Source organism: Streptomyces sp. NPDC002577, assembly GCF_053594815.1.
This window is the reverse complement of the sequence record NZ_JBSFWK010000069.1, coordinates 1-12,734: the sequence shown is the minus strand read 5'-3', so window position 1 is coordinate 12,734 and position 12,734 is coordinate 1. Positions and strand designations below refer to the sequence as shown.

Below are 12,734 nucleotides of genomic sequence, written 5' to 3'. Positions count from 1 at the left end.
GCCGCACCTCCGGCAGGCCCGCCTGTTCGGACTTTCCGCAGGTCGCAGCGGATCTTAGCCATGGGGACGAGCGGAAGTCACGGCCCCGCATGCACCCGGTTCGAGCAGGACGGCGGCCCCTTCGGTTGTGCGGGTTGTGCGATGCCGTGTCCGTCACCCTGGCCGGAGGCGCTGCAATGCTGATGAAATTGCGATGATCTACGGGAGTGGGGGCTCGGAGTGGGCGGGAGATCTCCTCAGCGGCTTCGGATCGAGGTGCTCGGACCGTTGCGGGCCTGGCGGGACGGCACACTCCTGGATCTGGGGCCGGTCAAACGGCAGGCCGTGCTGGCCGCTTTGCTGCTTCGCCAGGGGGCTGTGACGAGCCATGAGCAACTGCTCGACGGGGTGTGGGGGTCGGAGCCACCCGCATCCGGCACCAAGGTGCTGGCCAGCCACGTCAACCCGCTGCGCAGGACGCTCGACGCGGAAGGCATCCGGCATACCGAGTCGGTGATCCGCAGCGGCAAGGGCTGGTACCGGTTCGTCGTCGACGGCGTCCGGCTCGACGTGGCGGACCTGGTCGAGCAGGGCGACGAGGCGCTGCGCACAAGGGCGTCCGGCGACCTGGCCACCGCGACGGACCAGTTGTCCGCGGCGCTCGGACTGTTCCAGGGCGAGCCCTTGGCCAATCTGCCGGGACCGTTCGCGCAGGCCGAGCGGGAACGGCTGCTGGAGCGCCGGCGGACGCTCCGGCTGGCCCGGCTCGAATGCCTGGTTCTGCTCGGCCGGTTCACCGACGCCCTGGACGACCTCGCCTCGCCGGCCGCGTCCGATCGCTACGACGAGTCCCTGCTGGCATTGCGCATGCGGGCTCTGTACGGCTGCGAGCGCCAGGCCGAAGCGCTCAACGCCTACCAGGAGATGCGCATACGCCTGCGTGACGAGCTCGGTGTCGATCCCGGTGAGGAGCTCCGCCGGGTGCATGAGGCGGTGCTGCGCCAGGACGACGCCCACCTCCTCGCTCCGGCGACATCTCCCGCACAGACGCTCATCTCCAAGCTCGTCCCCCGCAACGATCCCGCAGCTGTCACACCGGCCGAACTGCCGCACGATGCGGCGGGATTCGCCGGCCGCACCGGCGAACTCTCCCGACTGCACGCGTTGCTTCCGTCGGAGCAGGGTCAGGAGTCCGCGAACACCGTGGTCATCTCCGCCATCGGCGGCGCCGCCGGTATCGGCAAGACCGCCCTGGCGGTGCACTGGGCGCACCAGGTGCGCGCTCGCTTCCCGGACGGTCAGCTGTATGTGAACCTGCACGGGTTCGACCACGACCGGCCGCCGCTCGAGCCCGGCGAAGCCCTTGAACTGCTGCTGCGGGGCCTGGGACTCGCGGCGTCGGAGATCCCCGCCGATGCCGAGGCCCAGGCCCGCGCGTACCGGACACTGCTGTCCGGGCGACGCCTGCTGCTCCTGCTGGACAACGCGGCTTCGGCGGAGCAGGTGCGTCCGCTGCTCCCGGGCAGCCCGTCCTGCTGCGTCGTCGTCACCAGTCGTAACCGGCTCGGTGATCTCGTCGCCCGCGACGGTGCGCACGCCCTGCCGCTGGACCTCCTCCTGCCGGACGAGGCCCGCGCGCTGCTGAGCGAGGCACTCGGCGCGGACCGGCTCTCCGCCGAACCGCTCGCGGTCGACGAACTGATCCGGCTGTGCGGCAGCCTTCCGCTGGCGCTGCGCGTGGCCGCCGCCAGGCTGGCCGGCGATCCGGGCCTGCGCCTGGCCGACCTGGTCGCCGAGATGTCCGAGGGCAACCGCCTTGAGGCTCTGGAGCCGGACGGCGACGAGAACTCCCCTTTGCGGGCGGCCTTTTCCGTGTCGTACGGGGTGCTGGTGCCTGCGGCGCGTCGGCTGTTCCGGTTGCTCGGCCTGTTTCCGGGGCCGGAGTTCAGCGCCGAGGTCGCGACGGCCCTCCTGGGCGCGCCGCTGTCGCAGGCCCGGCGTCTGCTCGGTGCACTGGCCGCTGCCCATCTGATCGAGCCGGTGACGGTGGGCCGTTACCGGTTCCACGATCTGCTGCGCGAGTACGCCCTGGAGTGTGCGCAGGCGGAGGAGACGGCGGTGGATCGTGACGCCGCACTGGAACGCGTCCTGATCTGGTACCTGCACGCCACTCGCGCCGCCGCGGGCACCTGGCTCTTCCCGGAGCTGCCCAGCAGCCTCGACCCCGGTGACCAGCCGGGAATGCCGTCCGCTGCCGGAGCCGGACAGTGGCTGGAAGCGGAGCGGGCGAATCTGCTCGCGGTCATCAACCATGCGGACCGCCACGGTCCCCGCCTCGTTGCCAGGCATCTGATCTCCGCACTGTTCGGCCATTTCTGGCTTCATCTGCCGCGGGCGACGTGGCAGGCCATCGCACAGACGGCGCTGGCGGCGGCCGTGGCCGAAGGCGACCTGCCCGGCCAGGCAGCCATGCACACCAACCTCGGAGTGATCCATTGGGACTGGGGACAGCCCAGGGAGGCGACGGAACACCACACACGTGTAATGGACATCAGCCGGGAGCTCGACTGGCCGATGGGGGAGGCTGCGGCTCTCGGCGTCGGAGGCTGCGTGGAATGGAGCATGGCGCGCCTCGGCAGTGCGTACGAGCGCCTCACCGTCGGCGTGCGGATCACCCGAGAAACCGGAAACCGACACCTCGAGACATTCGGGCTGCTCGGTCTCGGTCTGACCTGCCGGGATCTGGGCCGGCTGCGGGAGGCTGCGGATCACCTCGAACTGGTCATCAGCCACAATGCGAAGACGGGCTGGTGGGACGACAGCCTGGCGCTGCAGATTCTGGGCGGGGTCTACTGGGAGCTCGGCCGTCTGGCCGATGGCCTTGACGTCCTCGGTCCCAAGGTGGCCGCCGACGACAGGGGCGGATACCGCAACGGCCGCGCGATGATGCTCGACGCCATCGCCAAGATCAATATCGAGCTCGGCCGTCACGACGAGGCGCTGACGCAGGCCGAGCGCGCCTTCGCCATGGTCAAGGCCCCGGGACGGCCGTGGATTCAGTCCGGCATCCTCAACACGGTCGCCGCCGCCCACCGGCATCTGGCCCGCTTCGACCGGTCCCTTCAGGCTGACACCCAAGCCCTCGCCCTGGCCCGGGAGGCGAGGTTCAGACGAGCTGAGGCGGACAGCGTCCTGGGGCTGTCCCTCACGCACCAGCGGTTCGGCCGCCACGAGGACGCCCGCCGCGATGCCGAGGAGGCGTTGCGCCTGGCACGCGAGTACGGCTTCCGAGTGGTGGAGGGGCAGGCCCTGACCGTCCTGTGCCGCACGGCGGAGTCCGAGTCGGCGTATGCCACAGCCGTCACCCTGGGCCGTGAGGCGCTGGCTGTACACCGTGAGACCGGCCACCGACTCGGCGCAGCCCGCACCCTCGTGGCACTCGCCCGCACCCTCCGGAAGACCGACGGCGCCGCGGCCGACCTCATGAGGCAGAAGGCGTTGGACATCTTCTCGGACGTGGGCGTGCCGGCGGAGGGGCACAGGGACCTCGACTGGTGACGTCCGCGTCAAGGCCCTCATGCCTCAATCAGGGCGTGCTTCGCCGGTGTGCTGGGTCTCGCGGATCAACCGGTACGGCTCGCCCGCGAGCCAGATGCGGTCCTCGTCGTCCACATGGCAGCCGAGGCGTTCCGGAAGACCGCGCAGATACGCGACGGCGGGGCCGGTGAAGCGGACCCTGCCGTCGCCGAGGTGGGTGATGCCTTCGGGCACGTCGAGCGCGGCGAGCCAGGCGGCGTGGTGGCGGTGCACCTCGGCGGTGTACGTGGCGTTGGATCCCGCTCCCTTTTCCAGGGCGAACAGGACGTCCCCGTAGCAGGCGTGGGCGAGGACGGCGCGTACGGCCTCATCGATGCTCGACAGGCCGGAGTCCACCTGATCGCTGGCGAAGACGCGGCCGGTGCGGGCCCGGGCGTACGCGAACCAGGTGCCCGCACGGGACGGCATGACGTAGCCGACCGGATAGCCGCCGGGGAGCCCGTCGTCCACGCATACGTACACGATCTCCGCGGCATCGCTCCGCTCCCGCATGAGGAAGAGCCTCCGCTGTTTCAGCAGACTGGTGAGAGAACTCGTGAGAGACCGATCGATGACCGCCACGTTCATGTTCCTTCCTCGGGAGGGGGCGGCGGCCGTTCCCCCGGTCGAGGGCCGCCGCACCTGCACACCGTTACGGAAGGCGCTGCAAAGCGAATGAAATTCTGATGATGCGCGCGACGGAGGCTTCGGGGTGGGCGCGGAATCTCGTCGACGGTCACGGCTCGCGGTGCCCGGGCCGATGCGCGCCTGGCGTGACAACCTCAACGTCTCCGTCACTGACAGACGGCTCGCTCGCCGGCTCAACCGGTGTTCGGACGGGCGAGTCCCTGGTCATACGCGAAGATCACGGCCTGGATGCGGTCGCGGGCGCCGATCTTGGCCAGGACCCGGCCGACGTGGGTCTTGACCGTGGACTCGGACAGGACGAAGTGGGTGGCGATCTCGCCGTTCGTCCAGCCTCTGCCGATGGCGACGAGGATCTCGCGTTCGCGGTCGGTGAGGGAGTTCAGCCTCGGGTCGTCGGCAAAGTCGCCGCTGGGCGTGGGGCCGTAGCGGGCGAATTCGTCCAGGAGGCGACGTGTGAGAGCGGGCGCGATGACGGCGTCGCCGACGGCGACGGCGCGGATGCCGGCGAGGAGTTCCTCCGGGCGGGCGTCCTTGAGGAGGAAGCCACTGGCTCCGGCGCGCAGGGCTGCGTGGACGTATTCGTCGAGGTCGAAGGTGGTGAGCACGAGGACGCGCGAACGGTCGCCGGAGGCGACGATGCGGCGGGTGGCCTCGATGCCGTCCATGCCGGGCATACGGATGTCCATGAGGACGACGTCGGGGCGCAGTTCGGCTGCCTTGCGGACGGCCTCGGCCCCGTGTGCGGCCTCGCCGACCACGTCCGTCTCGGGGACGGAGTCGAGCAGCATGCGGAAGCCGAAGCGCTGGAGCGGCTGGTCGTCCACGATGAGCACGGTGGTCACCGGGCACCGCCCTGGGGTGCGCGGGGTGCGAGGACGAGGGTTGCCTCCACCGTCCATCCTCCGCCGGCGGCGGGACCCGCGCTGACGCTCCCGCCGTAGAGCGCTGCTCGTTCTCGCATGCCCACCAGGCCGTGTCCTTCCTCGTTCGGCGGTCCCGGGTGGCCCACCGGGCCGCTGTCCTGGACCCGGATGGTCAGCCGCGTGTCCTCCACGACGAGCGCCAGGTTCACCCGGGTGCCGGCGCCGGCGTGTTTCAGTGTGTTCGTCAGGGCTTCCTGCACGATGCGGTAGACCGTCAGCTGCACCCCGCTGTCCAGGGCGTCGACGTCACCGGCGGTCCGGTAGACGACGTCCAGTCCGGCGGCGCGTACGCCCTCGCACAACGCGTCGATGTCCGCGATACCGGGCTGCGGGCTGAGCTCGGGTTCGCCCGGCTGGTCGTCCGCCGCCTCGCGCAGTACGCCGAGCACGCGCCTCAGCTCGCCGAGGGCCTGGCGGCCCGTGTCGCCGATGAGTTGCAGAGCCTCCTTGCCCCGTTCCGGAGCGATGCCGCTCGCGTAGGCTCCGGCGTCGGCGAGAGTGATGATGACGGACAGGTTGTGGCCGACGATGTCGTGCATCTCGCGGGCCACCCGGGCGCGCTCGGTCACGACGGCCAGTCTGCTGCGCTGGTCGCGTTCGATCTCCAGCCGGGCCGCCCGGTCCCGCAGCCCGGCCAGCTGCGCCCGGCGGATCCGTACCATCAGGCCGAGCGCGAGGGCCGCGGTCGCCGTGCTCAGCAGGAAGAACAACGCGTCCCAGATGGAGACCGCCTGCGATGCGCGCACCGCGACCAGCACCATCGCGCCCGCCGTGACCCCGCAGGCCCATGCCAGCTGCCGCTGCCGTCCGTGCAGGGCGAGGCTGTACAGGGCGATGAAGAGGGCGATGTCCGCGCGCAGCGCGGCACCCAGTGACCACTGAAGGACGAACACGGCCGTGACGGCGCCGAAGGCCACCGCGGGCTTGCGCCGCCGCCACAGCAGCGGCAGCACCAGCCCCGCCTGCAGAGCCAGCATCCCCGCCGGAGGCAGCCGGGTGAACGCGACACGGAACCGGGGTGGGCCGTCGGTGTCCGCGGCTCCTTCGTGCAGCAGGTCCGGCAGGCAGAACATCAGGAAGACCAGCACGACCACCCCGGTGTCCAGCACCCATGGATGTGCCCGGTCGGCCTGCCGCAGCCGCTGGCCGCACCGGCTCAGCCGGGCGACCAGCGGCCCCATCCCGCTGAGGTCTTCAGTGGTCGGGGTGGTCTGGGTGGTGGTCGGGGTGGTCACGGAGGTCACCTGCTCATGGTGCAGCGCGGTCAGACGTCGCTGCGCACCAGCCGGTACGCCGCCCCCGCCAGCGCGAGTGCCGTCCAGCCGAGGAAGACCAGCAGCCCGGCCGTGGGCGACAGCGTGGTGGCGTCGTGGGTCAGGGCGAACATCGACTCGCCCGCGTTGCTCGGCAGGTAGGGGCTGATGTCGTCCTGCCAGGAGCTGGGCAGCAGCGAGACCAGGCCCGGGATCAGCATGAAGGTGGCGACCAGCACCGAGATTCCGCCGGCCACCGACCGCAGCAGCGCGCCCAGGGCGGTGCCGATCACGCCGACCAGGCCGAGGTAGAGCCCCGCGCCCAGCAGACTGCGCAGGACCCCCGCGTGCGACAGGCCCATGGCGGCGGGCGTTCCGGAAACGATTCCGCTGCCGAGGAGGAAGGCCACGAACGCGCCGAGTGTGCCGACCACCAGCGCGACCAGCCCGAACACGGCCGCCTTGGACCACAGCACGGGCAGCCGGCGCGGCACCGCCGCCAGCGTCGAGCGGATCATGCCGGTCGAGTACTCCCCCGCCGTGACCAGCACGCCGAGGACGCCCAGAGCCAGCTGGGCGAAGTTCGTACCGAAGAGCGACAGGTCCACGGCCGTCGAATGGGCGAAGTCCCCGTCCATATGGCCGGAGTCGGTCATCGACTTGAACCGGGTCGCGGCGATCAGGCCGAACGCGATCAGGAACAGCAGGCCCAGCCCGAGGGTGATCCAGGTCGAGCGCAGCGACCAGAGTTTGGCCCACTCCGAGGAGAGCACGCGCCGTCCGGTCACCCGGTAGGCGGGGCGGGCGGGGGCGGTCGGGGGCGCCTCGGCGGTGGCGGTGAGGGTGCTCATGCCGGCCTCCCGAGGGTCTCGACGGTCTCCGTGCCGGTCGCGGTGCCGTGGTACTCCACGGCATCCCTGGTCAGTTCCATGAACGCCTCCTCCAGCGACACCGTCCGCGCGCTCAGCTCGAACAGCGCGATTCCGTGTTCCGCCGCCTTCAGCCCGATCTCGCGGGCAGTCACTCCGGTCACCTGCAGCTCCTCGGAGCCGACGCGCCCGGTGATGCCGACGCCCGGCCCCGCCAGCACGTCCCGCAGCCGCGCCGGGTCCTGGGTGGCCACCTTCACCGTGTCGCCGCCCGCCTCGCGGACCAGGTCCTGCACGGTGGTGTCGGCCAGCAGCCGTCCCCGCCCCACGATGATCAGGTGGTCCGCCACCAGCGCCATCTCGCTCATCAGGTGCGACGACACGAACACCGTCCGGCCCTCCGCGGCGAGCGCCGTCAGCAGGTTGCGGATCCAGAGCACACCTTCCGGGTCCAGTCCGTTGACAGGCTCGTCCAGCATCACCGTCTGCGGATCGCCCAGCAGCGCCGCCGCGATGCCGAGCCGCTGGCCCATCCCGAGGGAGAAGGCGCCGGCCCGCTTCTTCGCCACGCTGCCCAGCCCGGCGAGTTCGATGACCTCCTCGACCCGGCGGCGCGGAATGCCGTGGGTCAGCGCGAGCGCCCTGAGATGGTTGTACGCCGAGCGGCCCGGGTGGATCGACTTCGCCTCCAGGAGAGCCCCGACCTCCTGGAGCGGCGCCTGATGGCGGGCGTAGTGGTGACCGTTCACGGTGACCGAGCCGCTCGTCGGGGCATCGAGCCCGACGATCATGCGCATGGTCGTGGACTTCCCCGCGCCGTTGGGCCCCAGGAAGCCGGTCACCGTGCCCGGCTTCACGACGAACTCAAGCCCGTCGACGGCTGTCTTCTCCCCGTACCTCTTCGTCAGCTGCTGTGCGTCGATCATTCGCGTGCTTTCTCTCGGACTCCGGCGTCCGTCGCGTCTGACGCCTCACAGCAACGCTAAGATCCCGCTCCCCCCGATTCGGTGGTACCGGGGGCTGAACTGCGCCGGGCAGGTGGTACCGCGGTACTACGCGCGGCCGCGCGGGGATCCACGGCGAGCACCGCTTCCCGTCCGAGGGCGCAGGGCCCGGCGCCCCGGCAGGACACCCCGGGCCCTTCGACGTCCGGAGCCGACGTCAGCGGGAGGCCGGCCGTTCGCGGGAGTCCGCTCCGCCCGAGCCCGCCGGGCCCGACGTGCGCAGTGTGCCGACCGTCCTCAGCAGCCGGTCGGCCGGTTCCCGCAGCCTGGGATGGGCCAGGACCGTGTTCCGCAGGCCGCGTACCGGGCGGCGCCACAGCCGGTGCGCCGCCGCCACCGGGTGGGGGCGGGTCGCGAAGCCTTCGCCCACGCGCAGCTCACGGGTCTTGAGCCAGTCCTTCCATTCCTTCTCGCCGCGTCCCAGATCCATGACACGCGCACCCTCCCGGCCCGCCGCCTCGGCCATCCGGAGGTGCATGATCAACCCCGGTGAGTAGTAGCGGAGGTCGGGGTCGTACGCCGTGAACCAGGCCGCGAGGACCGTGCTCGACCGCGGTCCGAAGTGCACGGCCACCGGCCGGTCCCCCGCGTACAGCACGGACAGCACGCCGGTGAAGTGCTCCTCACGGACGCGGAACAGATGGTCGACCAGGTCGACGATCCACGGCCGCGCGAACCGGTCCATCCGTCCCGTCCTGCGGTACTGGGCGGACTTCCACCGCATGAGCGTGCGCAGCGCCCGAGGGTCGCGGTCGTCGGAGACGAACCGCAGCTCGCCCAGGTCGCGCCCGATGCGGCGTTCCTTCTTCAGCGTCGTCTTGGCCAGGCCCGGGTACGCCCCGCGCAGCCACTCCGCGTAGCCGCCGTCGCCGGGCTTCAGGTCGATCACCGGCGAGGCGAACGTCCCCGTGACGTGTCTGCCGAACGGCTTCTGCTCCTCGACGAGGTGGTCGAACTCGAGGACGGACAGGCCGCAGGCCCGCAACAGTTCCTGGGCGTCCCATGTGACCCCGGGAAGATGCACGAGGGCCTGGCAGTCCGAGAGACCGAGACCGATGGCCCGGCCGACGCCGAACCGGTTGCGCTGGTACGGGAAGAAGCCGACGGGCTCCCCGTACTCGTGCAGGACCGCCACCTGCGCCCCACCGCGGTATCTGCTGACTCCGATCGCGAACTCCGGTGCCAGAAACGGATTCGCGTATTCGGGCGACTCGTCCATCGCCCGGTGCCAGGTCCGGCGAAGCGAGGTGCTCAGCTCCTCCGGTCTGTGGATCGTGATGTGCATGGGCGATCGCTCCCCCTGTTTCCCCCCACGACGCGGATGTCCGCGTCCTGCCACTGCACCGGCTCTCTGCTGATCCACGCCGTGTACGCGCTCGTTCCACCGTCGACGACCGAGACACGAACGGTTCGGCAGGGCTCAAACGTCGCGAAGCAGCACGCAGGATGTCAAGGGTGCCTCTCGTAACGGATGAGTGCGGAAGGGTGCGGAGCGGAGTGGAAGGGAGGGGAAGGGCGCGGAAGGGAAGGGAGTGGATCTCGGTGGCTGCCGGCCGGCCCCGCGCACCGCGGTTCAGAGGTAGTCGTCCAGGCGCGCCACGGTGAAGCCCTGTTCCTGGATGCGCCTGAGCAGATTGCGTGTCATCTCCGTCAGCGTGGTCCCTTTGAGTTCTCCCTTCCCCCGGAAATGAGCGAGAACGATGTCGCCTGGGTGCAGCTTCCGGTCGCCCCGCTGATACCGCATGTTCGTGATCTGCATCGTTTCGCGCCACAGAACGATGGCTTCGATACCGCAGGATCGTGCGGCGGCCCGTGTTTCCTCGTTCCAGTTTCCGTACGGCGGCCGGAAGAGTCGCGGAGTCCTTCCGTATTCTGCGGCCAGCTTCCGTTGCTGGCCGCAGATCTCGTTCACCTGAGCAGATTCCGGAAGCGTGAGTAGGTTCGGGTGGGTCAGGGTGTGGTTCTGGACGGTGTCGCCAAGGGCCTGCAGGGGCTTGAAATAGCCGTAGTCGTCTCTGATCACCGTGTCGGTGAGGAACATGGTGAAAGGGATGCGCAGGTCCCGCATCATCCGGACGAACTCGGGATCTTTCTCGGCGCCGTCGTCGAAGGTGAGGAAGACCACCTTGTCCTTCACCGGGATGTCATCGATCACCGGTACGGAACCACGGGAGAGCTTCACCGGCTTGGCCGGTGGCGGGGCGGGCGGCGCGGGCAGCGGTTCGAGTCCCCATCTGTGGAAGACGGCAGCCCTGCGGTTCTCGCCGGGCCCTGCGGCCTTCGGCACAGACTTTGGCGAGAGCGGTGCGGAAGGCCCCGGGAATTCCCGTGGCGTAGTCCGCGGTTTCTCCGCCGGCTGGGTCGAAGGCCGGGTCGAATCGCACCCGGACATGAGCACGCACATGGACAAGGTCCCCGCTGCGAGGAGAAGTACAGCTGGTCGGACTGGCATGAGCGGACTATCGATTTCCGGAAGGATTGGTTTCCGCTCAATGGTCCATACGTGATGCAAAGGGTCCGTACGCGATGCCGAGCGTCCGTGGCGGCCGGACGCCGGTCGTCGTCCGGCAGCCGGCCGGGCCCCTCACCCACCCGGCTTCGATCGGCAGCGGGGATAGCATCCGGACATGACTGCTGACAACACTGTGGAACACGTCGGAGACGTCGACGGCTCCGGCTCGAACTCCAACTCCGGCTCCGTGTACGACGTCGAGATCGGGGCGCTGCAGGGCGGCTCCGCCGATCTCGGGCAGTACCGCGGAAAGGCCGCGCTCATCGTGAACGTCGCGTCGAAGTGCGGGCTCACGCCCCAGTACGCGGTTCTTGAGCGGCTGCACGAGCAGTACGCCGGTCGCGGCTTCACCGTCCTCGGGGTGCCCTGCAACCAGTTCATGGGCCAGGAGCCCGGAACCTCCGAGGAGATCGCGGAGTTCTGCTCCGCCACGTACGGCGTGACCTTCCCGATGACCGAGAAGGTCGAGGTCAACGGGGACGGGCGGCACCCGCTCTACGAGCGGCTCACCGGGTTCGCCGACGCGGAGGGGCACAGCGGTGACATCCGCTGGAACTTCGAGAAGTTCCTGGTCTCCGCCGACGGTTCCGTGGTCGCGCGCTTCTCGCCGCGGACCGAGCCGGACGCGGCCGAGGTCGCGGCAGCGATCGAGAAGGTGCTCCCCGTCTCCGCCTGACGGAACCCCTGTAACAGAACCCCTGACGCAATCCCTGACCGGATCAGCCGAGGGCCGCGGCCGTCAGTCCCGGCCCACGTCCAGCGTCCGGCCGTCCCCGCGGCGCGGCTGCAGCTCCACCTGGATGCGATGCACCGTGTCGCGGGACAGCGCCCCGCCCGCTCCCGCCGTGACCACGCCGATGCGCAGACCCGCCCGGCCGGACCCCTCTCGCCGTACCTGCACGGCGAACTCGAGGCTGACCCTCTCCACGCTGAAGCGCACCGGGCTGTCGGCGCCTCTGCGCTGGGCCTCCTCCAGTTCCTCCCGCACCTGGCTCATCACATCGGCGAGACCAGCCACCGCCGCGTCGTCGTCGGTTCCGTGCCCCATTGCACTACCTCCCCGTGCCTCTGTCTCATGCAGCTCAGGAGTCATTGTCCGACCCCGCACCTATCCTGAGGAAGCATGGAGGGGGAAGCGAACGGGGGCGTCCAGAAAGCCAACGCCCTTTGTGGTCAGCCAAGTTGGCGCCATGGCGGCCACAGCAGCTGGCGGGTGCGGCTGCGCCGCGGGGGCGTGTCCGGCAGCGGCGACGTGCTCGGCGCAGGCGTGCTGCTGGGGGCCGACCGGGTGCTCACCTGCGCGCATGTGATCCGCGACCCGGAGACGGGACAGCGCCCAGGCCGCGTGCAGGTCGACTTCCCTCTGCTGCAGGGCCTGCCGCGGACCGAGCGCCGCTCGGCGACCGTGCTGGACGGACACTGGGTGCCGCCGTTCGGGACGGCCCAAGGGGATCTCGCGCTGCTCGTGCTGGACGAGCCCGCCCCGCTGCCGTCACCGGTCGCCCTGCACCGGACGCTGGACTACCGGGGCGCGCGCGTCCTCATCGACGGATTTCCGGAGCAGCGGTCCGGCGGGCAGTGGCTCACCGGCGCCTGTATGGGACCCGGCGGGCACGGGGACGAGCGGGTGCAGATCGACCTGGGCGATCCGCGCGAGTCCGGACGGCGGTTGCCGGGCGGGTTCAGCGGGGCCGGCGTCCTGGAGGAAGAGACCGGCCGGGTACTCGGCATCGTCGTGCAGACCGATGAGCGCGCGGGATGCGCCTACATGATTCCGGCGGCGACCGTCGCCAGGTACTTCCGCGACGTGGGCAGGACCCACGTCACCGGGCCGCCCGCGATCCCCGCCCGGCACGCCGTGTCCCCGGACGCGGCCCGCGACGCCCGGCCGCATGGCCTGCAGCGGACCGTCATGCGCTGGCTGCACGAGGAGCCCGGCTGCTGGGACGTCGAGGTGCTGTTCCTCCGCG

At 70.5% G+C, this 12,734-nt stretch carries 11 protein-coding genes; 3 read left to right on the top strand and 8 right to left on the bottom strand.

Going from position 1 to position 12,734, the window contains the following annotated elements:
* Positions 1-267: 267 nt before the first annotated feature.
* Positions 268-3,537: a BTAD domain-containing putative transcriptional regulator gene (locus tag ACWD4J_RS41605; protein WP_451400757.1), complete on the top strand. Its 3,270-nt coding sequence runs from the start codon at positions 268-270 to the stop codon at positions 3,535-3,537.
* 24 nt (positions 3,538-3,561) lie between these two features.
* Here ACWD4J_RS41605 and ACWD4J_RS41600 read toward each other — a convergent pair whose 3' ends face one another.
* The 7 genes from ACWD4J_RS41600 to ACWD4J_RS41570 all read right to left on the bottom strand — a co-directional run bounded on the left by ACWD4J_RS41600 (position 3,562) and on the right by ACWD4J_RS41570 (position 10,407).
* A complete protein-coding gene (locus ACWD4J_RS41600; RefSeq protein WP_451400756.1) occupies positions 3,562-4,137 on the bottom strand; it encodes a hypothetical protein in 576 nt (191 codons plus the stop codon).
* Positions 4,138-4,376: 239 nt separating this feature from the next.
* Positions 4,377-5,045, bottom strand: a complete 669-nt coding sequence (locus ACWD4J_RS41595; protein ID WP_451400755.1) for a response regulator — start codon at positions 5,043-5,045, stop codon at positions 4,377-4,379.
* Positions 5,042-6,307 carry a sensor histidine kinase gene (locus ACWD4J_RS41590; RefSeq protein WP_451400774.1) on the bottom strand — a complete coding sequence of 422 codons (1,266 nt, stop codon included), beginning with the start codon at positions 6,305-6,307 and terminating at the stop codon, positions 5,042-5,044. The genes ACWD4J_RS41595 and ACWD4J_RS41590 overlap by 4 nt, the downstream gene beginning before the upstream one ends.
* A gap of 83 nt (positions 6,308-6,390) precedes the next feature.
* Positions 6,391-7,230 carry an ABC transporter permease gene (locus tag ACWD4J_RS41585; RefSeq protein ID WP_451400754.1) on the bottom strand — a complete coding sequence of 280 codons (840 nt, stop codon included), beginning with the start codon at positions 7,228-7,230 and terminating at the stop codon, positions 6,391-6,393.
* Positions 7,227-8,174, bottom strand: a complete 948-nt coding sequence (locus tag ACWD4J_RS41580) for an ATP-binding cassette domain-containing protein (RefSeq protein ID WP_451400753.1) — start codon at positions 8,172-8,174, stop codon at positions 7,227-7,229. The genes ACWD4J_RS41585 and ACWD4J_RS41580 overlap by 4 nt, the downstream gene beginning before the upstream one ends.
* Before the next feature lie 235 nt (positions 8,175-8,409).
* Entirely contained in the window at positions 8,410-9,537 is a 1,128-nt protein-coding gene (locus tag ACWD4J_RS41575; protein ID WP_451400752.1) for a GNAT family N-acetyltransferase, read from the bottom strand.
* 288 nt (positions 9,538-9,825) lie between these two features.
* Entirely contained in the window at positions 9,826-10,407 is a 582-nt protein-coding gene (locus tag ACWD4J_RS41570) for a polysaccharide deacetylase family protein (protein WP_451400751.1), read from the bottom strand.
* Positions 10,408-10,879: 472 nt separating this feature from the next.
* Here ACWD4J_RS41570 and ACWD4J_RS41565 point away from each other — a divergent pair, with 472 nt between their 5' ends.
* A complete protein-coding gene (locus tag ACWD4J_RS41565; protein WP_451400750.1) occupies positions 10,880-11,440 on the top strand; it encodes a glutathione peroxidase in 561 nt (186 codons plus the stop codon).
* Positions 11,441-11,503: 63 nt separating this feature from the next.
* On the opposite strand, the gene ACWD4J_RS41560 is transcribed toward ACWD4J_RS41565, so the two are convergent.
* Positions 11,504-11,812, bottom strand: a complete 309-nt coding sequence (locus tag ACWD4J_RS41560) for a trypco2 family protein (RefSeq protein ID WP_451400749.1) — start codon at positions 11,810-11,812, stop codon at positions 11,504-11,506.
* 75 nt (positions 11,813-11,887) lie between these two features.
* Between ACWD4J_RS41560 and ACWD4J_RS41555 the strand changes: the two genes are divergently transcribed.
* A partial coding sequence (locus tag ACWD4J_RS41555; RefSeq protein ID WP_451400748.1) for a S1 family peptidase occupies positions 11,888-12,734 on the top strand: 847 nt, incomplete at its 3' end.

Bases quoted from the DNA above. Each gene is read 5' to 3' on its own strand.
- ACWD4J_RS41590 (WP_451400774.1), bottom strand. From the start codon at position 6,307: ATGGGGCCGCTGGTCGCCCGGCTGAGCCGGTGCGGCCAGCGGCTGCGG.
- ACWD4J_RS41585 (WP_451400754.1), bottom strand. From the start codon at position 7,230: ATGAGCACCCTCACCGCCACCGCCGAGGCGCCCCCGACCGCCCCCGCC.
- ACWD4J_RS41580 (WP_451400753.1), bottom strand. From the start codon at position 8,174: ATGATCGACGCACAGCAGCTGACGAAGAGGTACGGGGAGAAGACAGCC.
- ACWD4J_RS41575 (WP_451400752.1), bottom strand. From the start codon at position 9,537: ATGCACATCACGATCCACAGACCGGAGGAGCTGAGCACCTCGCTTCGC.
- ACWD4J_RS41565 (WP_451400750.1), top strand. From the start codon at position 10,880: ATGACTGCTGACAACACTGTGGAACACGTCGGAGACGTCGACGGCTCC.
- ACWD4J_RS41560 (WP_451400749.1), bottom strand. From the start codon at position 11,812: ATGGGGCACGGAACCGACGACGACGCGGCGGTGGCTGGTCTCGCCGAT.